Source organism: Candidatus Pantoea symbiotica, assembly GCF_056491525.1.
Map to the genome: position 1 here is coordinate 2,515,029 of NZ_JBSZHR010000002.1, position 24,880 is coordinate 2,539,908.

Genomic DNA, 24,880 nt, shown 5'->3' on the forward strand with positions numbered 1-24,880 from the left:
CAGAATATGAATACTTACCTTCGCCAGGGCGATATTCTTATTTCCTTCAATTTTTGCCCGATCCGGGCGACTACAATCATTCGTTTGCGTAGTGGCATTTTTATTACGCACCTTGGGAATACGAAACCGCTGGAGAGCACACACCTTGATGAACCGTCGACTAAAAACAAGCTTGCTGGCCGTAGCCGTGATTGCCGTATTGGCTGGCGGATATTACTGGTGGCAACATCCAGCGGAACCGAATAAACAGACGCAGGCTGAAGGTCAGCAGCAGCGTGGACGCGGCGCAGGCGGCAAACGCCCCTTAGCGCCGGTGCAAGCCGCCGCTGCCACAACAGAAAGCGTGCCGTATTTCCTCAGTGGCCTCGGTACCGTCACCGCCGCCAACACCGTCACCGTGCGCAGTCGCGTTGATGGGCAATTGATGGCGCTGCACTTCCAGGAAGGACAACAAGTGGCCGCTGGCGCTTTGCTGGCGGAAATCGATCCGCGTCCTTATCAGGTGGCGTTAACCCAGGCGCAGGGCCAATTGGCAAAAGATCAGGCCACACTCGCCAATGCGCGCCGCGATCTCAGCCGCTATGAAAAACTGGCAAAAACCTCGCTGGTGTCACAGCAGGAACTCGATACGCAACGTTCGCTGGTGAGCGAAACGCTTGGCACCATCAAAGCCGATGAAGGTAACGTCGCCAGCGCCCAGCTCAATCTGACTTACAGCCGCATTACCGCGCCAATTGGTGGACGCGTGGGCTTGAAGCAGGTTGATGTCGGCAACTACATCACGTCCGGTGATACCACCGGTTTAGTGGTGATTACCGAAACACACCCGATTGACGTGGTGTTCAGCGTCGCCGAGAACAACATCAGCCAAATCCTCAAGGCGCAGAAAAACGGACAGCCGCTGATTGTCGAAGCCTGGGATCGCAGCAACAAAACGCTGCTGACCAGCGGCACGCTATTGAGTCTCGATAACCAGATTGATGCCACCACCGGCACCATCAAGCTCAAGGCGCGTTTCAGCAACGAAGATGACACGCTGTTCCCGAACCAGTTTGTTAACGCGCGTCTGAAGGTTGATACCTTGCAGGATGCGGTGGTGATCCCGACCGCCGCGCTGCAGATGAGCAATGACGGCCACTTTGTCTGGGTGGTCAACAGCGACAACAAAGTAAGCAAGAAACGCGTTACCGCCGGTTTGCAGGATAGCCAGAAAGTGGTGATCAGCGCGGGCCTCGAAGCGGGCGATCGCGTGGTGACCGACGGGCTGGATCGTCTGACGGAAGGCGCCACCGTTGAAGTGGTGGCACCGCAAAGCGCCGCGACACACAGCACGCGCGCTGCGCAGCCCGCACGCGGAGAGCGTCAATAATGCAGGTGATGCCTCCTGACAGCAGCGGTGGACCTTCGCGCCTGTTTATTCTGCGCCCCGTCGCCACCACGCTGCTAATGATCGCCATTCTGTTAGCCGGCGTGCTCGGCTACCGTTTTCTGCCGGTTTCCGCTCTGCCTGAAGTCGATTACCCGACCATTCAGGTGGTTACGCTTTATCCCGGCGCCAGTCCCGATGTCGTGACCTCCTCGATTACCGCGCCGCTGGAACGCCAGTTCGGCCAGATGTCCGGCCTGAAGCAGATGTCGTCGCAGAGTTCGGGCGGCGCTTCCGTGGTGACATTGCAGTTTCAGCTGACGCTGTCACTGGATGTTGCCGAGCAGGAAGTGCAGGCGGCGATCAACTCCGCCACCAACCTGCTGCCTAACGATCTGCCGAATCCGCCGGTTTACAGCAAAGTGAATCCGGCCGATCCACCGATCATGACGCTTGCCGTTACCACCACCAGCATGCCGCTTACGCAGGTGCAGGACATGGTGGAAACGCGCGTGGCGCAAAAAATTTCCCAGGTTTCGGGCGTCGGTTTGGTGACGCTGTCGGGCGGGCAACGTCCTGCGGTGCGCGTGAAGATGAACACCCAGGCGCTGGCCGCGCTCGGCCTGACCAGCGAGTCAGTGCGCACCGCCATTACCAACGCTAACGTCAACTCGGCGAAAGGCAGCCTTGATGGCCCAACGCGCTCGATTACGCTGTCGGCCAACGATCAGATGACCTCGGCGGAAGATTATCGCAAGCTGATCATCAGCTATAACAACGGCGCGCCGGTGCGGCTGGGCGATGTGGCTAGCATCGAACAAGGTGCCGAGAACAGCTGGCTCGGCGCCTGGGCGAACCGCCAACAGGCGATTGTGCTCAACGTGCAGCGCCAGCCCGGCGCTAACATCATCGCCACCGCCGATAATATCCGCGCCATGTTGCCCGGTTTAACCGCCACGCTGCCGAAATCGGTGGATGTGAAACTGCTTACCGATCGCACCACCAATATCCGCGCTTCGGTCAGCGATACCCAGCACGAACTGATGCTGGCGATGGCTTTGGTGGTGATGATCATCTACCTGTTCCTGCGTAACGTCCCGGCGACCATCATTCCCGCTGTCGCCGTGCCGCTGTCGCTGATCGGCACCTTTGCCGCGATGTATTTCCTCGGCTTCTCAATCAACAACCTGACGCTGATGGCACTGACCATCGCCACCGGCTTTGTGGTCGATGATGCCATCGTGGTGATCGAGAACATCTCGCGCTATATCGAAAAAGGCGAAAAACCGCTGACGGCGGCGCTGAAAGGCGCGGGCGAGATTGGCTTCACCATTATCTCCCTCACCTTCTCGCTGATTGCGGTGCTGATCCCGCTGCTATTTATGGGCGATGTGATTGGCCGCCTGTTCCGCGAATTCGCCGTGACGCTGGCGGTGGCGATTTTGATTTCCGCCGTGGTGTCGCTGACGCTGACGCCGATGATGTGCGCCCGCATGTTAAGCGCCGAATCGCTGCGCAAGCAGAACCGCTTCTCGCGCGCCAGCGAAGCGATGTTTGACCGCGTTATTGCCAGCTACGGACGCGGCTTAACGCGCGTGCTGTTGCATCCGTGGATCACCTTGTCGGTGGCGCTCAGCACCTTGCTGATCACCGTGTTGCTGTGGATCGTCATCCCCAAAGGCTTCTTCCCGCAGCAGGATAACAGCATCATTCAGGGCACCTTGCAGGCGCCGCAGTCGGTTTCTTACGCCAACATGGCGGAGCGCACGCGCGATGTCGCGTCGATCATCATGAAAGATCCGGCGGTTCAGAGCATGACTTCGTTTGTCGGCGTCGATGGCACCAACGCCGCGCTCAACAGCGCACGCCTGCAAATCAACCTCAAGCCGCTGAATGAGCGTGACGATCGTATTCCGGCAGTGCAGCAGCGCCTGCAACAGGCGTTAGCTAAAGTGCCGGGCATTTCGCTGTGGCTGCAGCCGGTGCAGGATTTGACCATTGATACCCAGGCCAGCCGCACGCCGTACCAGTTCACGCTGCAATCTGGCTCGCTCGAGTCGCTGAGTTTGTGGGTGCCGAAACTGCTGGAGCAGCTGAATACACTGCCACAGCTGCGTGACGTCAGCAGCGACTGGCAGGATCAATGTTTGGAAGCCTTTGTACGTGTCGATCGTGATAGCGCCAGCCGCCTGGGCATCAGCATGGCCGATGTGGATAACGCGCTGTATAACGCTTTTGGTCAGCGGCTGATCTCCACCATTTACACCCAGGCCAACCAATATCGCGTGGTGCTGGAACAGAACAGCGATGCCACGCCGGGACTGGCGAGCCTCGACGGCATTCGTCTGACCAGCAGCGACGGCGGCAGCGTGCCGCTCAGCGCCATCGCGCAAATCGAGGAGCGCCACGCCGCGCTCAGCATCAACCATCTCGATCAGTTCCCGTCGGCAACCTTCTCGTTTGATGTCGCCGACGGTTATTCGCTGGGCGATGCGGTGAAAGCGGTGAGCGCGGCAGAAGATCAAGTTGGCATGCCCGCCGAGATGATGACGCAGTTCCAGGGCAGCACGCTGGCCTTCGAAGCGGCGTTGTCCAGCACCGTGTGGCTGATTGTGGCAGCGGTGGTGGCGATGTATATCGTGCTTGGCGTGCTGTATGAGAGCTTTATCCATCCGATCACCATTCTCTCGACGCTGCCCACCGCCGGTGTGGGTGCGCTGCTAGCGCTGATGCTGAGCGGCAACGAGCTGGATATCATCGGCATCATTGGCATTATCTTGCTGATCGGTATCGTGAAGAAAAACGCCATCATGATGATCGACTTCGCGCTGGCCGCAGAGCGTGAGCAAGGCATGGCGCCGCGCGAGGCGATTTATCAGGCATGCTTGCTGCGTTTCCGTCCGATTCTGATGACTACATTGGCGGCGCTGCTCGGTGCGCTGCCGCTGATGCTGAGCACCGGCGTCGGCGCAGAGCTGCGCCATCCGCTGGGGATCGCCATGGTCGGCGGTTTGGTGGTAAGTCAGGTGCTGACGCTGTTCACCACGCCGGTGATCTATCTGCTGTTTGATCGTCTGTCACACGCGACGCGCCGTCGCTTTAAACGCTCGGAGGCGCAGTCGTGAAGTTTTTCGCGCTGTTTATCCATCGCCCGGTCGCCACCACTTTGCTGACGCTGGCGATTGCGCTAGCCGGCATTCTCGGCTTCCGCCTGCTGCCGGTGGCACCCTTGCCGCAGCTGGATTTCCCGGTGATTTTGATCTCGGCTTCGCTGCCCGGCGCATCGCCAGAAACCATGGCGGCCTCGGTGGCGACGCCGCTCGAGCGCTCGCTGGGGCGCATTGCCGGCGTCAGTGAAATGACCTCCACCAGCTCGCTGGGCAGCACGCGCATTATTCTGGTGTTCGATTTTGATCGCGACATCAACGGTGCCGCGCGCGATGTGCAGGCGGCAATCAACGCCGCGCAAAGCCTGCTGCCAACCGGCATGCCGAGCCGTCCCAGCTACCGCAAAGCCAACCCTTCCGATGCGCCGATCATGATCCTGACGCTGACCTCAGACATTTATAATCCCGGTCAGCTGTATGATTACGCCTCAACGCAGCTGGCGCAGAAGCTGTCGCAAATTGAAGGCGTGGGCGATGTGACGGTTGGCGGCAGCTCTTTGCCTGCGGTGCGCGTCGAACTCAATCCGCAGGCTTTATTCAATCAAGGCGTTTCGCTGGATGCGGTGCGCACCGCCATCAGCAACGCCAACCAGCGCCGTCCGCAGGGCGCGATTGATGATGTGCAGCAGCGCTGGCAGTTACGCACCAACGGAGAATTGCAAACCGCCAGTGAGTATCAACCGCTGGTGGTGCATTACAACAACGGTGCGGCGGTGCGCCTCAGCGATGTCGCTAACGTGCAGGATTCAGTGCAGGACGTACGCAACGCCGGGATGACCAACGGCAAAGCGGCGGTGCTGCTGGTGGTGCGTAAATCGCCGGAAGCCAACATTATCGATACCGTTGATCGCATTCGTGGCGAATTGCCGGAACTGCATGACGTGATCCCCGCCGCCATCGATCTGCAAATTGCGCAGGACCGCTCGCCCACCATTCGCGCCTCGCTGCATGAAGTGGAACAATCGCTGATCATCGCCGTGGCGCTGGTAATTCTGGTGGTGTTTGCCTTCCTGTGCGACTGGCGCGCCACGCTGATCCCCGCCGCTGCGGTGCCGGTTTCGCTGATTGGCACCTTCGCCGCCATGTATCTGTGCGGCTTCAGCCTGAATAACCTGTCGCTGATGGCGTTAACCATCGCCACCGGTTTTGTCGTCGATGACGCCATTGTGGTGCTGGAGAACATTGCGCGCCACGTCGAAGCGGGCATGAAGCCGCTGCAGGCGGCGCTGACCGGCGTGCGCGAGGTCGGTTTTACCGTGCTGTCGATGAGTCTGTCGCTGATTGCGGTGTTCCTGCCGCTGCTGATGATTGGTGGCATCATTGGCCGCTTCTTCTCAGAGTTTGCCATCACGCTGTCGGTGGCGATTCTGATCTCGCTGTTTATCTCGGTCACGCTGACGCCGATGATGTGCGCTTATCTGCTCAAGCCGCAGGTCAAGCGTAGCCAGCCGCGCACGCGCGGTTTCGGCAAGCTGCTGATGAAGGTGCAGAACGGCTACGCGCGCTCATTGGGTTGGGTGCTGAATCACGCCATTTGGGTGCTGATGTTGCTGCTCGGCACCGTGGCGCTCACCGTTTGGCTGTTCATCTCGATCCCGAAAACCTTTATGCCAGAGCAGGATACTGGCCGCTTACAAGGCTTTATCTCGGCGGATCAGAGCATTTCGTTCCAGGCGATGCGCGGCAAGCTGCAGGATTTCATGAACATCATCAAAGCCGATCCGGCGGTAGATAACGTTACCGGCTTTACCGGCGGTTCACGCACCAACAGCGGCTCGATGTTCGTCTCGCTCAAACCGCTCTCCGAGCGCAGCGAAAGCGCGCAGCAAGTGATCGCCCGGCTGCGTATCAAGCTGGCGAAAGAGCCGGGCGCGAATCTCTATCTCAACGCGGTGCAGGACATTCGCATTGGCGGACGTGAATCCAACGCCAGCTATCAATACAGCTTGTTGTCGGACAACCTGAATGATCTGCGCGAATGGGAGCCGAAAATCCGTCAGGCGTTTGCCGCCCTGCCCGAGCTGGCGGACGTCAACTCGGATCAGCAGGACAACGGCAGCGAAATGAATCTGACCTATGATCGTGAAAGCATGGCGCGGCTCGGCATCGATGTGTCTGCCGCTAACGCGCTGCTGAATAACGCCTTTGGTCAGCGCCAGATCTCCACCATTTATCAGCCGCTTAACCAGTACAAAGTGGTGATGGAAGTCGACCCGCGTTACACCCAGGACATCAGTTCACTCGATCAGATGTTTGTGATTAACAGCGACGGCAAAGCAATTCCGCTGAGCTGGTTTGCCAAGTGGCAACCGGCCAACGCGCCGCTTTCGGTAAACCACGAAGGCTTGTCGGCGGCGTCCACCATTTCGTTTAACCTGCCGGAAGGCGTATCGCTATCGCAGGCGTCTGAAGCCATCGATCGCACCATCACCGCGCTTGGCGTGCCCTCCAGCGTGCGCGGCAGTTTTGCCGGCACCGCGCAGGTGTTCCAGCAGTCGCAATCCAACCAGCTTTACCTGATGCTGGCAGCGATTGCGGCGGTGTATATCGTGCTCGGCATTCTGTATGAGAGCTACGTGCATCCGCTGACCATTCTCTCCACGCTGCCGTCGGCGGGCGTCGGCGCGCTGCTGGCGCTGGAGCTGTTCAACACGCCGTTCAGCCTGATTGCGCTGATCGGCATTCTGCTGCTGATCGGTATCGTGAAGAAAAACGCCATCATGATGGTCGACTTTGCGCTGGATGCCGAGCGCAACGGCAATCTGTCGCCGCGCGACGCGATCTTCCAGGCGTGCCAGCTGCGCTTCCGCCCGATTCTGATGACCACGCTCGCCGCGCTGTTTGGTGCACTGCCGTTGGTATTGACCAGCGGTGACGGCGCGGAACTGCGTCAGCCGCTCGGCATCACCATCGCCGGGGGTTTGGTGATGAGCCAGCTGCTGACGCTCTACACCACGCCGGTGGTTTATTTGATGATGGATAAGCTGCGGCGGCGTAAGAAAAAGGTGTTGGTGGCGGGTTAAGGGAGGTCGCCATGAATGGCGACCCTACAAAACCGCACACTACATTCGTAGGGTCACCATTTATGGTGACCGCACAGCAGAGGAGATTCAGTGAACACGCAAAACGCCACCGTGCGCTGGCAGCTATGGATCGTCGCGTTCGGCTTCTTTATGCAGGCGCTGGATACCACCATCGTTAACACCGCGATCCCGTCGATGGCACGCGATCTCAACGTCAGCCCACTGAATATGCACTCGGTGATCGTCTCCTACGTGCTTACCGTGGCGATTACGCTGCCGATCAGCGGTTGGCTGGCGGACCGCTTTGGCGTGCGCAATATCTTCTTCTGCGCCATTGTGCTGTTCAGCATCGGCTCGCTGCTGTGCGCCTTCTCCACTACGTTGGATGAGCTGATTATGGCGCGCGTGGTGCAAGGGATTGGTGGTGCGATGATGGTGCCGGTTGGTCGTTTGACGGTGATGAAAATCGTGCCGCGCGAGCAATATATGTCGGCGATGACCTTCGTCACCACGCCGGGACAAATTGGTCCACTGCTCGGCCCGGCGCTGGGCGGGATTCTGGTGCAGTACGCCAGCTGGCACTGGATTTTCCTGATCAACATTCCGGTTGGCATTATTGGCGCGATTGCCACACTAACGCTGATGCCCAATTACACCATGCAGACGCGGCGCTTCGATTTCCTCGGCTTTGTGCTGCTGGCTGTCGGCATGGCGACCTTAACGCTGGCGCTGGATGGTCAGCGCAGCTCCGGCGGATCGCCGCTGTTGCTCGGCTTACTGATTCTGGTCGGGGTGTTTTCGCTGCTGTTCTACCTGATGCACGGCCGCAACAACGATAACGCGCTGTTCAGCCTGAAACTGTTTGATAACCGCATCTATTCGATTGGCCTGCTCGGCAGTTTTACCGGCCGCATCGGTAGCGGCATGCTGCCGTTTATGACGCCGATCTTCCTGCAGGTCGGTCTTGGCTACAGCCCGTTCCACGCCGGTTTGATGATGATTCCGATGGTGCTCGGCAATATGGGAACCAAACGCGTGGTGGTGCGCATCGTTAACCTGTTTGGTTATCGCAATGCTTTAGTCGGCGCGACCCTTGCGCTGGCGTTAGTGGTGCTGCTGTTCCCGCTGGTGGCGCTGCTTGGCTGGATCTGGCTGCTGCCGGTGGTGCTTTTAATGCAAGGCATGGTGAATGCGATTCGCTTCTCCTCGATGAACACCTTGACGTTAAAGGAACTGCCGGACGATCTGGCTTCCAGCGGCAACTCGTTGTTATCGATGATCATGCAGCTGTCGATGAGTATTGGCGTCACCGTAGCCGGTTTGCTGCTGGGTGCATTCGGTCACGGCGTGGTGACCGACAGCGCGGCGGCGCATCAAACCTTCATTTACACCTATCTGTGCATGGCGCTGGTGATTGCGCTGCCGGCGCTGGTGTTCTGGCGCGTACCGAAGGATGTCAGTAAAAACGTTGACCTTAGAGGCAGGAGCAAAGGATGAAGCGGCCGGTAAAATGGGGCATTGGCGCCAAACTGTTTGCGGCGATTTTTTCCACCTGCATGTTGGTGATCATCACCATGCATTGGGGCGTGCGGCTCAGCTTTGAGCACGGCTTTGTGGACTACATCAAAAAAGGCAACGAGCAGCGCTTAACCCTGCTGAGCGATGCGTTGGCCGATCAGTATGAGCAGCACGGTAGCTGGGATTTTCTGCGTACTAATGACAAGCTGATTTTTTCTATTTTGCGTTCGCTGGAGCAGAATCCTGGCAGTGTTAATCAGTTACCGCCGCACGGCTGGCGCACACAGTTCTGGATTATCGATCAGCAATACAAAGTGCTGTCAGGGCCGCGGCAGCCGGTGCCGCCGGAAGGCACCAGGCGCAATATCACCACCAGCAACGGCAAGATTGTTGGCTGGGTGATTGCCTCTCCGGCTGAACGTCTGACGCGCAGCACCGACATCAACTTTGATCAGCAGCAGCGACGCACCAGCTGGATGATCGTTGCGCTAACCGGTTTACTCGCTGCGTTGGTCACCTGGCTGTTGGCGCGCGGTTTACTGGCACCGGTGAAACGACTGGTAGATGGTACGCACCATCTGGCGGCGGGCAATTTCGCGACCCGCGTGGAAGTCGGCAGCAGCGATGAACTCGGTCAACTGGGCCGCGACTTCAACCTGCTTGCCAGCTCGCTGGAAAAGAATGAAAGCAACCGCCGCGCCTTTATGGCCGACATATCCCATGAACTGCGCACGCCGCTGGCGATTCTGCGCGGTGAGCTGGAAGCGATGCAGGATGGCGTGCGCAAGCTGACGCCGGAAGCCATCAGCTCGTTGCAGAGCGAAGTGGTGGTGCTGACTAAACTGGTCGACGATCTGCATCAGCTGTCGCTGTCCGACGCGGGCGCCCTCGCCTATCGCAAACAGCCGGTTGATCTGGTTAATCTGCTGGAAGTGGTGGCCGGCAGCTTCGGCGAACGCTATCGCAGCCGCGGCTTAACGCTCAATCTGGCATTGCCCGCGCAGGCGGACAGCTTTGGCGATCCCGATCGCCTGATGCAGCTGTTCACCAACTTGCTGGAAAACAGCCTGCGTTATACCGACAGCGGCGGCGCGGTGCAGCTTTCCATGCAGCTGGCCGGCGATAACTGGCAGCTGAGGTTTGCGGATAGCGCGCCGGGCGTCGATCCGGCCCATCAGGCACAATTATTTGAACGATTTTTCCGCGCGGAAAGTTCGCGAAATCGCGCCAGCGGCGGCTCGGGGCTTGGCCTGGCGATCTGTAAGAATATCGCTGAAGCGCATGACGGCAGCATCAGTGCGGATCACTCTGATTTAGGTGGACTGCAAATCACGCTAAACTTGCCGTATGTTCCTCACTAGATATCACTTATGAGCCCGGAAAATAGCGATCCTCTGATCCTTGTTGTAGAAGATGAACCCAAACTGGCGCAGCTGATGATTGATTATCTGCAGGCGTCCAACTATCGCACGCACCACATTGCCGACGGTAACGAGGTGCTGAGCTATGTGCAGCAAACGCCGCCGGATCTGATGCTGCTGGATTTGATGCTGCCCGGCCGCGATGGCTTAACGCTGTGCCGCGAAATTCGTCGTTTCTCTGAGCTGCCGATCATCATGGTGACCGCGCGTACCGAAGAGATTGATCGCCTGCTGGGGCTGGAAATCGGCGCGGATGACTACATCTGCAAGCCGTTCAGCCCGCGTGAAGTGGTGGCGCGCGTCAAAACCATTTTGCGTCGCGTCAAACGTTCGCCGGAAGAAGCGCAACAGGAATCGCATCTGCATATCGATGAAAGTCGCTTTCAGGCGAGCTGGCGTGAACAGCAGCTGGAGCTGACGCCTGCGGAGTTTCGTCTGCTGAAAACGCTGGCGCTGGAGCCGGGAAAAGTGTTCTCGCGCGAGCAGTTGCTCAATCATCTTTATGACGATTATCGCGTAGTCACCGATCGCACCATCGACAGCCACATCAAAAATCTGCGCCGCAAGCTGGAAAGCCTCGATGCGGAACAGCCGTTTATTCGCGCGGTGTACGGCATGGGCTATCGCTGGGAAGCGGACGTCTGCCGCTTGCTGTAGCCTGCAGCGGCTTACATTGATCCAGGTCAATTTACATCGGGTGCGGGCCTGCCTACAATTCCCCACCTTTTGCAGGGCCGTATAATGCGGCCGCTGCACCTGCCATCCACGATGGCATGCTGACCTGATATCAGTGAGAAAATCCATGTTAAAACCTGAACTGCTTTCTCCAGCGGGATCGCTGAAGAATATGCGCTATGCCTTTGCCTACGGCGCTGACGCCGTCTATGCCGGCCAACCACGCTACAGCCTGCGCGTACGCAACAACGAATTCACCCACGAGATTCTGGCCAAGGGCATCAATGAAGCCCATGAACTGGGTAAGAAATTCTACGTAGTGGTCAACATTGCCCCGCACAATGCCAAACTGAAAACCTTTATCCGCGATCTCACTCCTGTGGTGGCGATGCAGCCGGACGCGCTGATCATGTCCGATCCCGGACTGATTATGCTGGTGCGTGAAGCCTTCCCGCAGATGCCGATCCATCTGTCGGTACAGGCCAACGCGGTTAACTGGGCAACGGTAAAATTCTGGCAGCAAATGGGGCTGACGCGCGTAATTCTGTCGCGTGAGCTGTCGCTGGATGAGATCGCCGAAATCCGTCAGCAGGTACCGGAAATGGAGATTGAGATCTTCGTACACGGCGCGCTATGCATGGCTTACTCCGGCCGCTGCCTGCTCTCCGGCTACCTTAACAAACGCGATCCTAATCAGGGAACCTGCACCAACGCCTGCCGCTGGGAATATAAAGTGGAAGAAGGCAAGCAGGACGAGGTTGGCAATATTGTCGGATTCCATGAACCGGTTAAGGTGCAAGAGCCCACGCTCGGCGTCGGCGCGACCACCGACCGCGTGTTCCTGCTGGAAGAGAAGATGAAACCGGGTGAAGTGATGAGCGCCTTCGAGGATGAACACGGCACCTACATCATGAACTCAAAAGATCTGCGCGCGGTGGCGCACGTTGAACGTCTCAGTCAAATGGGCGTGCATTCGCTGAAAATTGAAGGCCGCACCAAATCCTTCTATTACTGCGCGCGCACCGCACAGGTTTATCGTCGCGCCATCGACGATGCCGCGGCGGGCAAACCGTTCGACCCAGCGCTGCTGGAGACGCTGGAAGGTCTGGCGCATCGCGGTTACACCGAAGGTTTCTTGCGTCGTCATACCCATGACAGCTATCAGAACTACGAGCAAGGTTTCTCTATCTCCGAGAGCCAGCAGTTTGTCGGCGAATTCACCGGCGAACGTCGCGGTGACTGGGCGCAGATTGCGGTGAAGAACAAGTTTATGCTCGGGGATGCTGTCGAGATCATGACGCCAGAAGGCAACCTCAACTGCACGCTTGAAACCATGCAGAACGATAAAGGATCGGCGGTGGACGTGGCGCCAGGCGATGGGCATCGCGTGTGGATTCCGGTACCGGAATCAGTCAATCTCGCCTTTGCCCTGCTGCTGCGTAATTTCACCGATGGCAACAGCACCTACGATCCACACGGGAAAAATCGCACTTAATGAAAAGATTTCGGCGAAGTTAGATTAGGATCACAGACCACCTCTTCGCCTCGCTTTAGAATCCCGCCTGCTGCTAACGAGTAAGAATAAAAGCAGGTAGTACCAGGAACCACCTCATTCACCCGCCCGGCTCCCCCGTGCGGGTTTTCTTTTTTCTACGCCACCCAATTTTTCGTCGCCCGCCGATAAAGTTCTCTCCCCGGCTATGCTATAACCTGTGCTCTGTATCTCGCATCAAGGAACTGATAATGCAAAACAAACCGCTGACGCTGCTGATCCTCAATGGGAAAGGCGCAGGTAATGAAGATTTGCGCGCTGCGGTGAATACGCTGCGTGATGAAGGCTTTAATCTGGCGGTGCGCGTCACCTGGGAAAAGGGTGATGGCGATCGTTATGTTCAGGAAGCGGTTGATTTGCAGGCAGAAACCGTGGTGGCCGGCGGCGGCGATGGCACCATCAATGAGATCGCGACTGCGCTAGCGCGCTTGCCTGAACAGCAACGCCCAGCGCTGGGCATTTTACCGCTCGGTACTGCCAACGATTTCGCCACCAGCGTCGGTATTCCTGAAGGCATGGAACCGGCGTTGCGTTTAGCATTGGTAGGAAAAGCGACAACCATCGATTTGGCGCGGGTGAACGGCGATCGCTACTTTATCAATATGGCGACCGGCGGATTTGGCACGCGCATCACCACCGAAACCCCCGAAAAGCTGAAATCGGCGCTCGGCGGCGTATCGTACTTTATTCATGGATTGATGCGCGTCGATGCGCTGAAACCGGATCGCTGTGAAATCAGCGGACCCGGCTTTAACTGGCAAGGCGATGCGCTGGTGATAGGCATTGGCAATGGACGTCAGGCCGGCGGCGGGCAAAAGCTCTGCCCGGATGCGCTGATTAATGATGGCCAGCTCAATCTCAGCATCGTTACCGCGCAAGAGCTGCTCCCAACATTGCTACATTCGCTGACGCGTGATGATGAAAATCCGAATATCGTCAGCGCGCAGTTGCAGTCGCTCACCATCCGTTCACCGCATGAGATGACGTTTAATCTGGATGGTGAACCACTGACCGGAAGTGAGTTTGAGATTGAAGTGATGGCAGGCGCACTGAGCTGCCGCTTGCCGCCGCAATGCCCGTTATTAGCGTGATTTTTCGCGGGTCGCCAATCATGGCGACCCGGTTTCTGATTTACACCTTCATCCAGCGGCGTTCCAGCGCGGAAACCGCTACCGCTTCCAGCACCTTCTGCACCTGCAATCCTTCGGCGAAATCTGGCCACATGCGATCGCCAGCGGCAATGCCATTGATCAAATCGCGGATTTCAACGGTTTTCTGATCGTTGAAACCGATGCCGTGTCCGGCAGAAACGCAGAAATTGGCGTAATCCGGATGTGCCGGACCGGTCAAAATGGTTTTGAAACCCTGACGTCCTGCCGGTTCATCGTGAATGTACAACTCCAGCTCGGCCATACGTTCCTGGGTATAACGCAGCGTGCCTTTAGTACCGGTGACCACATAGGTCAGGCCCATTTTGCTGCCGCAGGCGATACGCGAAGTTTCAAACACGCCGTGCGCGCCGTTTTTAAAGCGCAGCAAGGCGCTGGCCTGATCTTCATTTTCCACTGGCAGCAGACGCGACGTGTCTTTCGGGTCCGGACGCTCTTTTATCACCGTCATCATATCGCCGCTGACTTCTTCAATATCACCGACCAGATAGTGCGCCATATTCACAATATGCGCAGCCAGGTCGCCTAACGCGCCTAATCCCGCCAGCGCTTTCTGGCAATGCCAGTCGAGCGGCGTTTCCGGACGTGCCAGATAATCTTCGTTGTGCGTGCCGTAGAAATGCACCACGTCGCCGATTTCACCGCGAGCGATAATCTCGCGTGCCAGCTGGCTGGTCGGGTTTTTCATGTAGTTGAAACCAACCAGCGTTTTCACGCCCGCCAGCGCCGCCGCTTGCACCATCTCTTCCGCGTCGGCCACGGACAGCGACAACGGTTTCTCGGAGTAAACGTGCTTGCCGTTGCGAATCGCTTCCAGCGCCATCTCTTTGTGCAGGAAGTTTGGCGCACAGATATCAACCACATCGATGTTTGGATCGCGTACCAGCTCACGCCAGTCGCCAGTAGAACGTGCAAAGCCAAAGGTTGCCGCTTGTTTCGCCGCCAGCTCTGGATTAACTTCCGCCAGCATCTCACGCACGATCTCGCCTTTCAGGGCAAAAACTGTGGGTGCCTGAGCGTAGGCAATTGCATGACAACGACCGATGTAACCACTGCCAATCATACCGATTCTGACTTTGTTCATGACTAATCCTGCATTCGGGTAAGAGTTGATGTGGAATATATGTTTCGCTTTTTGCCCCGACAACGGTGAAATGAAATATCTGTGATCATGCATGCGAGGTATCTGACAAAATCGACAAATCAGAATGTAATTTTGCATAGAGTTAGTGATCATCATCACAAAACCGATTCTGTCAGCCGTAATTTTGCCGCGCTGAGTTCGCTCATAGCGTGCAATTGACGCTTTATTCAGCAGTCAGAACGAATTGTGAAAAAGAGTTTTGACAAGGCGAGGTCCGCTCGATAATATGCGCCCCGTTCAAACGATTCCTCTGTAGTTCAGTCGGTAGAACGGCGGACTGTTAATCCGTATGTCACTGGTTCGAGTCCAGTCAGAGGAGCCAAATTTAAAAAACCCGCTCAGGGAAACCTGAGCGGGTTTTTGTCTTTGTAGGTTCGCCATTTAGGGTGACCGCAATTCCCTGGTCGCCATGAATGGCGACCCTACGTGACTGTTCCTCTGTGATTCTGTTCACAACTCTGTAACGCCGACTTGTATGGTAGTATTAGTGCGCGTATTTTTTCATCATTGCATTCCCGTTGGAGTAGATGATGAAAAGTGTAGTGATAGAGCAACCGGGTGAATTGGTATTGGCTGAGCGTCCGCTGCCGCAACCCGCAGCAGGTGAAGTACGCGTGAAGGTGCAATTTGCCAGCATCTGCGGTTCCGATGTGCACATCTGGCACGGTCACAATCCTTTCGCCAAATATCCGCGCGTCATTGGTCACGAATTTTTTGGCCTGATCGATGCGGTCGGCGCTGACGTTGCCGCCAGCCGCATTGGCGAACGCGTAGCGGTCGATCCGGTGGTTAGTTGCGGCAACTGCTATCCCTGCTCCATTGGTCGCCCAAACGTCTGCAAAGAGTTGCAGGTGATTGGCGTGCACCGCGACGGTGGCTTTAGCGAATATGCCGTCGCACCGGCTAAAAACGCCTTCCGCCTGCCGGATAGCATTCCCGACAAACTCGCCAGCATGGTCGAACCTTTCACCATCGCGGCCAATATCACCGCCTTCCTCAAACCACAGCCAAACGATGTAGCACTGATTTACGGTGCTGGTCCCATGGGCCTCACCGCCATTCAGGTGCTGAAAGGCGTGTATGGCGTTGAACAGGTATTGGTGGTTGATCGTCTGCCAGAACGTCTGACGCTGGCGCAGGAAAACGGTGCCGATCAGGTGTTCAACAACAGCGAGATTCCGCTCGCCGCGCAGCTGGAAGGCGTGCAGCCGACGCTGATTATTGATGCCGCCTGCCATCCTTCGATTCTGGCCGAAGCCGCCGCCCTCGCCTCACCGGCGGCGCGTATTGGCCTGCTGGGCTTTTCTGGCGAGCCGTGCAGCATTACGCAGCAAAGTCTCACCAGTAAAGAGCTGTCGCTGTTCACCTCGCGTCTCAACAGCAATCGCTTCCCACAGGTGATTGAGTGGATTGAGCAAGGCCAGATCCAGCCGGAGAAACTGGTAACGCACTATTTCCCGCTGGCCGAGGTTGAGCAAGCCATGACGCTGTTCGAAAAAGATCCCCGCACCTGCTGCAAAGTGATCCTACAAATGGGTTAAGTTAACCCGCACACCAGGTGTCCCCATGCCGGTCCCTTACCCGCCGGCATTATTACTATAAAAAATGACGATGACGGAGTTTCTATGTTTAAGAACCTGCGCTGGACCCTCGTACTGCTGTTGTTCCTGGTGTTTATGATCAACTACCTTGATCGTATCGCCCTCTCTCTGACCGTACCGCTGGTGGAAAAAGACCTGATGATCAACGCCGAACAGTTCGGCATGATTTTCGGTAGCTTCTTCTTCGGTTATGCCCTATTCAACTTCATCGGTGGCTTAGCGACCGATAAATTCGGCCCGACCATCGTGCTCGGCACCGCCGTTGGCATGTGGTCGCTGTTCTGCGGCCTGACCGCGATGGCGACCGGCTTCTGGTCTATGATGATTCTGCGCGTGTTGTTTGGCATGGCGGAAGGCCCCATCTCGGCGTCGGCGAACAAAGCCATTAACGGCTGGTTCCCGAAAAAACAGGCCGCCACTGCGATGGGCTTACTCAGCTCGGGTTCACCGCTGGGTGGCGCGGTTGCCGGTCCGATTGTGGGTTATCTGGCGCTGTCGTTCGGCTGGCGTCCGGCGTTTGTGGTGATCGCCGCGATTGGTTTTGTCTGGCTGGCGCTGTGGTTCTTCTTCGCGTCCGATAACCCGGCGAAAAGTAAGCGCGTATCAGAGGAAGAGCGTGCCTTGGTGGAAAAACTGAAAGCCGAAGAACCGGCTGACGTCATCGACCCAAGCGGCAACGCGCACGGTTTGGGCTTCTATCTGCGCCAGCCGATCATTCTGGTCACCGCCTTCGCCTTCTTCTGCTACAACTACATTCTGTTCTTCTTCCTGAGCTGGTTCCCGGCGTATCTGGTGCAGGCGCACGGCCTCGACATCAAAGCGATGAGCATCACCACCATGATTCCGTGGATTGTTGGCTTCGTTGGCCTGGCGTTGGGTGGCTGGATTTCCGATAAGATTTTCAACATCACCGGCAAGCTGCTGCTTTCACGAAAAATTGTGCTGGTGGTTTCACTTACCGCCGCTGCGATTTGCGTGGCGTTGGCAGGTACGATAAAAGAGGTCAACTCGGCGGTGATCATGATGTCGATCTCGATCTTCTTCCTCTACATCACCGGCGCGATTTACTGGGCGATTGTGCAGGACGTGGTGCATAAAAGCCGTGTCGGCAGCATCAGTGGCTTTATCCATCTGATTGGTAGCCTGTCAGGCGTAATCGGCCCGGTGGTGACGGGCTTCATCGTGCAGCACTCGGGTAAGTTTGACAGCGCCTTCATCCTCGCGGGTGCGGTTGCTGGCGTCGGTGCGCTGCTGGTGTTGCTGGTAATTCGCGAACCCAAGGCCAACAATAAACCGGTTTCAGTGTAAATCTCATGGGGCGCTGAGCGCCCCATTTGCCAAAAGGAATGATTATGTTAGAGCTTGAACGCCTCCCCGCTGATGTCCAACGTCCCGCTTACCATCGCAGCCAACTGAAAACCCGCATGGTGCACATCGGCTTTGGTGCCTTCCATCGTGCGCATCAGGCGCTGGCAACCGATAAGCTGGCTGCACAAGGCAGCAATTGGGGTTACTGCGAAGTGAATCTCAACAGCGGCACGCTGATTCAGGCGCTGCGTCAGCAGGATCTGCTCTACACGCTGACCGAAATGGCCGATGAGAGTTTACACACGCGCGTGATTGGCGTGGTGACGCAAGCGCTGCATGGCAAAGGCGACGGCATTGATTCAGTGATTGAGGCGATGAGCCAGCCGGATGTGGCGATTGTCTCGTTGACCGTGACCGAGAAAGGCTATTGCTACATGCCCTCGAGCGGCAAGCTCAATCCCGATCATCCCGATATTGTGCACGACCTCGCGAATCCTACTGAGCCACGTTCGCTGCCCGGCCTGATTCTGGCGGCCATTATCCGTCGCCGCGAACGCCATCTGCCGCCGTTTAGCGTGATGTCCTGCGACAACATGCCGGAAAACGGCCATGTCACGCGTAACGTGATTACTCAGCTGGCCGAGCGCCACAGCGCTGAACTGGCGGATTATATCCAGACGCACATCACCTTCCCTTCAACCATGGTTGATCGCATCGTCCCGGCAATGACCGATGCGGCATTCGACGCGCTGGCCGAACGTTTAGGCAGCCGCGATCCGGTGGCGGTAGAAGCTGAGCCATTTTTCCAATGGGTCATTGAAGACAACTTTGTTAACGGACGTCCGGCGTGGGAAAACGCCGGTGCGGAGCTGGTCAGTGACGTGCTGCCTTTCGAAGAGATGAAGTTGCGCATGCTTAACGGTAGCCACTCGTTCCTCGCCTATCTCGGTTTTCTCGCCGGTTATGAGCACATCAGCGATTGCATGGCCGATGCCAGCTATCGTGCGGCGGCGCGTGCATTGATGTTGCAGGATCAGGCACCCACGCTGCGTACGCAGGGCGTCGATCTCGAAGCCTATGCCGATTCCCTGATTGCGCGTTACGAGAATCGCGCCATCAAGCATCGCACCTATCAAATCGCCACCGATGGCACGCAAAAGCTGCCGCAGCGTCTGCTGGATAGCGCACGCTGGCATCTGCGCAACGGCACTTCATGCGACTTCGTGTTGCTGGGTGTGGCGGGCTGGATGCGCTACGTCAGCGGCGTGGATGAGCAAGGCCAGGCGATTGAGATTCGCGATCCGCTGAAAGATCAGCTGGCAAACATTGTGGCTAACAGTGAAGACGGTGCAGCGCGCGTTAAAGCATTGCTCGGCCTAAACGCGGTGTTCGGCGACGATCTGCAGCAGCAGCCGGCCTTTGTCTCACGCGTGACCGAACTCTATCAGCAGCTGGTGCATCAGGGCGCGCGCGCCACGGTGCAAAGCCTCGTCACACAAGGCTAAGCGCCTGCACAAATGTGTAGCGCAGACGCAGCGTGCTGATTAGACTGAACCTTTCTTAACGGGCTGGCAGATGCCAGCCGTAATACGGATATTGCTGCATGTCGACTGCCTATACCATAACCACCAGCGAACCGGTAAATCAGCAGATCTATCGTTATCTGCGCAAAGATATTGTGACCTGCGTAATTCATCCGGGCTCGCTGCTGTCGGAGAAGGAAGTGTCGGCGCGTTTTAACGTATCGCGTCAGCCGGTACGTGAAGCTTTCATCAAGCTGGCGGAAGCCGGATTGGTGCAGGTGTTACCGCAGCGCGGCACCTTCGTACGCAAAATCTCTGCCCAGCGCGTGGCTGACGGTCGCTTTATCCGTGAAGCGGTAGAGATCGCCGTGGTACGCCGCGCCGCGCAGGAGATTGGTGCCAGCGGATTGATGGCGCTGGAGCATAACCTGCAGCTGCAGCGTCTCGCCGCTGAACGTCATGACAGCCAGGCCTTCTTAGGGCTGGATGATGAGTTTCACCGCCTGATTGCGGAAGGGATTAACTGCCTGCTGGCGTGGGAAACGGTAGAGAACATTAAAGCCACCATGGACCGCGTGCGTTTTCTGACCTTAAGCGAAGTGTCGCCGCCGGAGCGTTTGATTCAGCAGCATGAAGATATTTATAACGCGTTGAAAGCGCATGATGTTGAAGCCGCTGAGAGCGCGATGCGCCGTCATCTGCAGGAGATGATTTTGACCATTACGCCGATTGCCGAGCGTAATAGTGAGTGGTTTGAAGCGCCGTGATTTGAAGAGGTCGCCATGAATGGCGACCCTAAGTAAGGTCAGCATTTATGCTGACCTTTTTACATTTAGGCTATGGTCACATCTTTTGACAGATAAACATCCTGCACCGCATTAATCAGCTGCACGCCCTCTTTCAGCGTCTTCTTAAACGCCTTGCGCCCCAGAATCAGCCCCATACCGCCAGCACGCTTATTGATCACCGCCGTACGCACTGACTCCGCGATATCCGTTTCCCCGGCAGAAGCGCCGCCAGAGTTGATCAATCCCGCGCGGCCCATATAGCAGTTCGCCAGTTGGTAACGCACCAAATCAATCGGGTTCTCGCTGGTCAGCTTGCTGTAGACGCGCTCATCGGTGTGACCAAACTTCACCGCGTTATAGCCGCCGTTATTCTCCGCCATCTTCTGCTTCACAATATCCGCGCCGATAGTCGCCGCCAGATGGTTGGCCTGGCCGGTTAAATCGGCGCTGGCGTGATAATCGACGCCGTCTTTCTTGAACGCATCATTACGCAGATAGGCCCACAGCACCGTCACCATTCCCAACTCGTGCGCGCGTTCAAAGGCCGCCGAGATCTCTTCAATCTGACGACGCGATTGCTCGGAGCCAAAGTAGATGGTGGCGCCAACCGCCACCGCGCCGAGATTAAAGGCCTGCTCAACGCTGGCGTACAGCGTCTGATCGTATTGCGTCGGATAGCTCAGGGTTTCGTTGTGGTTAAGCTTCACCATAAACGGAATGCGGTGCGCGTAGCGACGAGAAACAGAGGCCAACACGCCGTAGGTGGATGCCACGCAGTTACAGCCAGCTTCAATCGCCAGCTCAACGATGTTTTTCGGATCGAAATAAGCCGGGTTCGCCGCAAAGGAGGCACCCGCCGAGTGCTCAACGCCCTGATCGACCGGCAGAATCGACAAATAGCCGGTGCCAGCCAAACGTCCGGTGTTGTAAAGCGTTTGCATGTTGCGCAGTACGGTGGGAGAACGATTGTTGTCGATCATCACGCGATCAACATAATCCGCGCCTGGTAAATAGAGGCTATCCGCTGGAATGGTCATGCAGCGATGTTGAAGAAGGCTGTCCGCCTCTTTGCCCAATAACTGTACGATGTCCGTCATGTTCGCTCCTGATAAATGGCTGGATTGGAACCGGCCGATGCCGATTCGCCCCCAACAGCCTGGACCGGAAAGCGCCAGGCTGGCAAATTGCTGACTCCATTTTTCAGACGGATGCGCAGTGAAAAAGCGGCAATCTGGCGTTACGCCCTACCACCATTGATGGAAATGGTGCACCGGCCCAATGCCTTTACCGACCTCCAGCGAATCGGCGTGCAACAGCGCCTGTTGTAGCCACGCCTTGGCTTCGGCCACCGTTGCCGCCCAATCATCATGACGCGGACGCAACGCCGCCAGTGCGGCGGAGAGCGAGCAACCGGTGCCGTGCGTGTGGCGCGTATTAACACGCGGCGCGGTAAAGCGCTGGCGTCCGTCGCGGGTAATCAGCCAATCCGGACTTTCGGCATCGCTGAGATGCCCACCCTTCATCAGCACCGCTTCACAGCCGAGATCGAGCAGCGCATCGCCCTGCTGCAACATGGTCTTCTCATCCTGCGCCATAGCGCGTCCCAGCAGCGCCGCGGCTTCCGGCAGGTTCGGCGTGATCAGCGAGACCTGCGGCAGCAGCAATTCACGCACGCTGGCTACGGCATCTGGCGACAATAGCGCATCGCCGCTTTTGGCAATCATCACCGTATCCAGCACCACAAACGGCAGGCTGGCCCGTTTCAGCCGCTCGGCGACCACCTCGACTATCGCGGTTTCGGACAACATGCCGATCTTCGCGGCATCAATGCGCACATCATCCAGCACCGAATCGAGCTGTGCGCCGACAAAATCCGGTTCGATGCGATAGACCGACTGCACGCCACAGGTGTTTTGCGCCACCAGCGCGGTAATAACGCTGGTGCCATAAGCGCCCAATGCGGAGAAGGCTTTGAGATCGGCCTGAATACCCGCGCCGCCGCTCGGATCGGTGCCGGCAATGGTCAAGGCGTTGATGCGTTTCATGCTTTCACCTCCAGCGTCCACAGCGTATCGAGGAAGGTGGCGACAAAGCTGCCCGGCCCTGAAACCTGGCGTGCTGTCAGCTCACCGGCCAACGACATCACGCGGCAAGCCGCAGCCACATGTTGCAGGCGATCGCCTGGCAAGCTGGTGAAGGCCGCCACCACCGCTGACAACGCGCAACCTGTACCAACCACGCGCGTCATCAGCGGGCTGCCACCGGGAATCGAGAATGTCTGCAAGCCATCGGTGACGTAATCGACTTCACCGGTCACCGCCACAATTGTGTTGAAATCACGCGCCAGCTGCTGAGCGGCGCTCAGCGCGGCATCGGCCTGATGCAGGCTGTCGACGCCGCGTCCGCCGGTGGCCTGATGCGCCAGAGCGAGAATTTCTGAAGCGTTACCGCGAATCGCTGCCGGTTGCAGGCTCAGCAACTGCTGGCAGAAGGCGGTGCGCAGGCTTAATGCGCCGACCGCCACCGGATCCAGCGTCCACGGCGTGCCTGCCGCTTGCGCTGCTTGCACCGCCGCCAGCATCGCATCACGACGATCGCAGGTTAAGGTGCCTACGTTGATCAACACCGCATCGGCAAAACCGGCAAACTGCGCCGCTTCCTCAGGATCGATCACCATCGCGGGCGAGACTTGCAGTGCCAGCAGCACGTTAGCGGTAAAGGTTTGCACCACGTCATTGGTCATGCAGTGCACCAGCGGCGCTTGCTGACGCAGCAGTTGCAAAGAGTGCGCGAGTTGCGCGGGGGAAAGAAGGTCAGGCTGTTTCATAAGGCTCCCAACCGGCGATCAAGAAGGCGAATGCGGTCAGGCATCTGACTTCCCTACGCTGGCATTATCCAGATCAGGTCAGCGGGTGTATCTCAGCCCTGTATTAGAGGGGCACCCCGAGTCAAAACTACGTTGGCGAGCATAGGGAACAAGCCAGATTAAAGCAAGCAATCGCCACTTTCTCTGTGGATCTTGCTCGAAAAGTTACATTTTACGCGTTCATCTAACTGATTGAATAAAGTCCTTAAAAACCCTTCTTTTTGCGTGCCATGTCATATTTTGTAATAAATTCCATTGATAATTCGCGTCGCGAAAAATAGCATCCCTCGCAACTTGTTTCATGACGAAACAATACGGATTTATTAATTGTTCATGGAAGCATCACGGAGGATTTGCTATGCGTCGGATTCCACGCGCCCCGCTCTCTGCGGCTATTATCTCTGCCCTGTTTGCCGGTACTTTTGTGCCTGTTCCCTCTGCCCACGCCACGGGTTTTGTCGAAGACTCATCGCTCACTGGCAACCTGTTTTACTGGCAACGTCAGCGCGATCGCAAAGAGATGGATCCGCAAAAAGGCGCGTACGGTCAGTATGATGCCAATCTGCATCACGCCTCTGCTAACGCCAATCTCGACTTCTCATCCGGTTATGCCGGTGATGTGATTGGCCTCGATCTTGCGGCATTTGGCGCAGTGGAGTTAAGTAATGGCGGCCCGGCAGCACCGAATGAAATTGGTTTCAGCAACGCCCGTACGCGCTGGGATGAGGACTGGAGCGGTGATAAGAGCGGCTTAAGTCTTTATAAAGCGGCGATCAAGGCAAAATGGCAGGATAACTGGCTGCGCGCCGGCTATCTGCAACCCAGCGGGCAGACGCTACTGGCACCGCACTGGAGTTTCCTGCCCGGCACCTATCGCGGTGTTGAGGCTGGCACCGTCTTCGATTTTAGCGATGCGGGCGCCCTTTCCGTCTCCTGGATGTGGACGGACGAATACAAAGCGCCGTGGTATCGCGACATGTACAACTTCCGCAAGGCCGATGGCGTGACGGAGATTCCGTGGCTGCAATCCTTTGGTGCCAAATACGATTTCAAAAACTCGCTGGTGCTGGAAGGCGCATACGGCCAGGCGGCGAATTACATGGATCAGTATTTTGCCAAAGCCTCTTATCAGTTGCCGCTGGCCGATGCGCCATTGCGCACCAGCTATCAGTTTTACGGCGCGAAAGATCGTGACAACAGCGGCGTGGGCCAGGTCAACGATGTTTACGATGGCCTCGCCTGGCTGCAGGCGCTGACGTTCGGCTACACGATGGGCGCGTTCGATTTCCGTCTCGAAGGCACATGGGTAAAAGCCGAAGGTAATCAGGGCTTCTTCCTGCAGCGTATGACGCCGTCCTATGCCAGCTCGAATGGCCGCATGGATGTGTGGTGGGATTCCCGCTCTGACTGGAACGCCAACGGTGAGAAAGCGTTGTTCGCCGGTGTGATGGTCGATCTTGGGCACTGGCAATTTCCCGGCTGGCAAGTCGGCACTTCATACGCCTATGGCTGGGACGCGAAGCCTTCCACCAATCCGATTTACGACCAAAACCAGCGCCTGAAAGAGTCGGCGTGGAGCATGGACCTGGTTTACACCATCCAGCAAGGCCGCGCCAAAGACACGCAATTCAAACTGCATTACACCCGCTACGACAATCACAGCGATCTTCCCAGCTACAGCGGCGGTTACGGCAACATCTTCCAGGACGAAAAAGACATCAAATTTATGGTCGTCGCGCCATTCACCCTGTTTTGACCC

General features: G+C 57.2%; 17 protein-coding genes, 1 tRNA gene and 1 riboswitch. Of the genes, 14 read left to right on the plus strand and 4 right to left on the minus strand.

All coding sequences use genetic code 11. The annotated features are described in order from the left end of the window. Positions 1–148: 148 nt before the first annotated feature. From ACXIZX_RS12290 to yegS, 8 genes are all read left to right on the plus strand, one after another. A complete protein-coding gene (locus ACXIZX_RS12290; RefSeq protein ID WP_479404260.1) occupies positions 149–1,369 on the plus strand; it encodes an MdtA/MuxA family multidrug efflux RND transporter periplasmic adaptor subunit in 1,221 nt (406 codons plus the stop codon). Further along, positions 1,369–4,491 carry an MdtB/MuxB family multidrug efflux RND transporter permease subunit gene (locus ACXIZX_RS12295; protein ID WP_479404261.1) on the plus strand — a complete coding sequence of 1,041 codons (3,123 nt, stop codon included), beginning with the start codon at positions 1,369–1,371 and terminating at the stop codon, positions 4,489–4,491. The genes ACXIZX_RS12290 and ACXIZX_RS12295 overlap by 1 nt, the downstream gene beginning before the upstream one ends. Further along, positions 4,488–7,556, plus strand: coding sequence for a multidrug efflux RND transporter permease subunit MdtC (gene mdtC, locus ACXIZX_RS12300; protein ID WP_479404262.1), 3,069 nt, complete (start codon positions 4,488–4,490; stop codon positions 7,554–7,556). Before ACXIZX_RS12295 ends, mdtC begins: the two co-directional genes overlap by 4 nt. Positions 7,557–7,646: 90 nt before the next feature. Continuing rightward, positions 7,647–9,053: a multidrug transporter subunit MdtD gene (gene mdtD, locus ACXIZX_RS12305; RefSeq protein ID WP_479404263.1), complete on the plus strand. Its 1,407-nt coding sequence runs from the start codon at positions 7,647–7,649 to the stop codon at positions 9,051–9,053. Next, positions 9,050–10,435 carry an envelope stress sensor histidine kinase BaeS gene (gene baeS, locus ACXIZX_RS12310; RefSeq protein ID WP_479404264.1) on the plus strand — a complete coding sequence of 462 codons (1,386 nt, stop codon included), beginning with the start codon at positions 9,050–9,052 and terminating at the stop codon, positions 10,433–10,435. The genes mdtD and baeS overlap by 4 nt, the downstream gene beginning before the upstream one ends. A 9-nt stretch (positions 10,436–10,444) precedes the next feature. Then, the gene (gene baeR, locus ACXIZX_RS12315) at positions 10,445–11,152 is read left to right on the plus strand and encodes an envelope stress response regulator BaeR (RefSeq protein ID WP_008104910.1); all 708 of its coding nucleotides are present in this window, start codon (positions 10,445–10,447) and stop codon (positions 11,150–11,152) included. A 145-nt stretch (positions 11,153–11,297) separates the two neighbouring features. Continuing rightward, entirely contained in the window at positions 11,298–12,665 is a 1,368-nt protein-coding gene (trhP, locus tag ACXIZX_RS12320) for a prephenate-dependent tRNA uridine(34) hydroxylase TrhP (RefSeq protein WP_479404265.1), read from the plus strand. 248 nt (positions 12,666–12,913) lie between these two features. After that, positions 12,914–13,813 carry a lipid kinase YegS gene (gene yegS, locus ACXIZX_RS12325; RefSeq protein WP_091003741.1) on the plus strand — a complete coding sequence of 300 codons (900 nt, stop codon included), beginning with the start codon at positions 12,914–12,916 and terminating at the stop codon, positions 13,811–13,813. A gap of 40 nt (positions 13,814–13,853) precedes the next feature. On the opposite strand, the gene ACXIZX_RS12330 is transcribed toward yegS, so the two are convergent. Then, positions 13,854–14,975 carry a Gfo/Idh/MocA family protein gene (locus ACXIZX_RS12330; protein ID WP_479404266.1) on the minus strand — a complete coding sequence of 374 codons (1,122 nt, stop codon included), beginning with the start codon at positions 14,973–14,975 and terminating at the stop codon, positions 13,854–13,856. Between the two features lie 306 nt (positions 14,976–15,281). On the opposite strand from ACXIZX_RS12330, the gene ACXIZX_RS12335 reads away from it, so the two are divergent. The 5 genes from ACXIZX_RS12335 (at position 15,282) to ACXIZX_RS12355 (ending at position 20,234) form a co-directional block, all read left to right on the plus strand. Then, a tRNA-Asn gene (locus ACXIZX_RS12335) sits at positions 15,282–15,357 on the plus strand. Positions 15,358–15,565: 208 nt separating this feature from the next. After that, complete coding sequence (locus ACXIZX_RS12340) at positions 15,566–16,576, plus strand: Zn-dependent oxidoreductase (protein WP_179450120.1); 1,011 nt, start codon at positions 15,566–15,568, stop codon at positions 16,574–16,576. Between the two features lie 84 nt (positions 16,577–16,660). After that, positions 16,661–17,944, plus strand: a complete 1,284-nt coding sequence (locus tag ACXIZX_RS12345; protein ID WP_061717761.1) for an MFS transporter — start codon at positions 16,661–16,663, stop codon at positions 17,942–17,944. A gap of 44 nt (positions 17,945–17,988) precedes the next feature. Continuing rightward, positions 17,989–19,449, plus strand: a complete 1,461-nt coding sequence (locus tag ACXIZX_RS12350) for a mannitol dehydrogenase family protein (protein WP_479404267.1) — start codon at positions 17,989–17,991, stop codon at positions 19,447–19,449. Positions 19,450–19,547: 98 nt separating this feature from the next. After that, a complete protein-coding gene (locus tag ACXIZX_RS12355) occupies positions 19,548–20,234 on the plus strand; it encodes a GntR family transcriptional regulator (protein WP_061717765.1) in 687 nt (228 codons plus the stop codon). A gap of 65 nt (positions 20,235–20,299) precedes the next feature. On the opposite strand, the gene fbaB is transcribed toward ACXIZX_RS12355, so the two are convergent. The 3 genes from fbaB to thiM form a co-directional block, all read right to left on the minus strand. Then, positions 20,300–21,352, minus strand: coding sequence for a class I fructose-bisphosphate aldolase (gene fbaB / locus ACXIZX_RS12360; RefSeq protein WP_008104917.1), 1,053 nt, complete (start codon positions 21,350–21,352; stop codon positions 20,300–20,302). Positions 21,353–21,499: 147 nt separating this feature from the next. Continuing rightward, a complete protein-coding gene (gene thiD, locus ACXIZX_RS12365; RefSeq protein ID WP_061717769.1) occupies positions 21,500–22,300 on the minus strand; it encodes a bifunctional hydroxymethylpyrimidine kinase/phosphomethylpyrimidine kinase in 801 nt (266 codons plus the stop codon). Beyond that, entirely contained in the window at positions 22,297–23,082 is a 786-nt protein-coding gene (thiM, locus tag ACXIZX_RS12370) for a hydroxyethylthiazole kinase (protein ID WP_479404268.1), read from the minus strand. The genes thiD and thiM overlap by 4 nt, the downstream gene beginning before the upstream one ends. Positions 23,083–23,115: 33 nt before the next feature. Beyond that, positions 23,116–23,211: riboswitch (TPP riboswitch) on the minus strand. A 268-nt stretch (positions 23,212–23,479) separates the two neighbouring features. Here thiM and chiP point away from each other — a divergent pair. Then, positions 23,480–24,877 (plus strand): chitoporin ChiP, encoded by a 1,398-nt coding sequence (gene chiP / locus ACXIZX_RS12375; RefSeq protein WP_479404269.1) that lies wholly within the window; start codon positions 23,480–23,482, stop codon positions 24,875–24,877. The last annotated feature ends 3 nt before the right edge of the window (positions 24,878–24,880 follow it).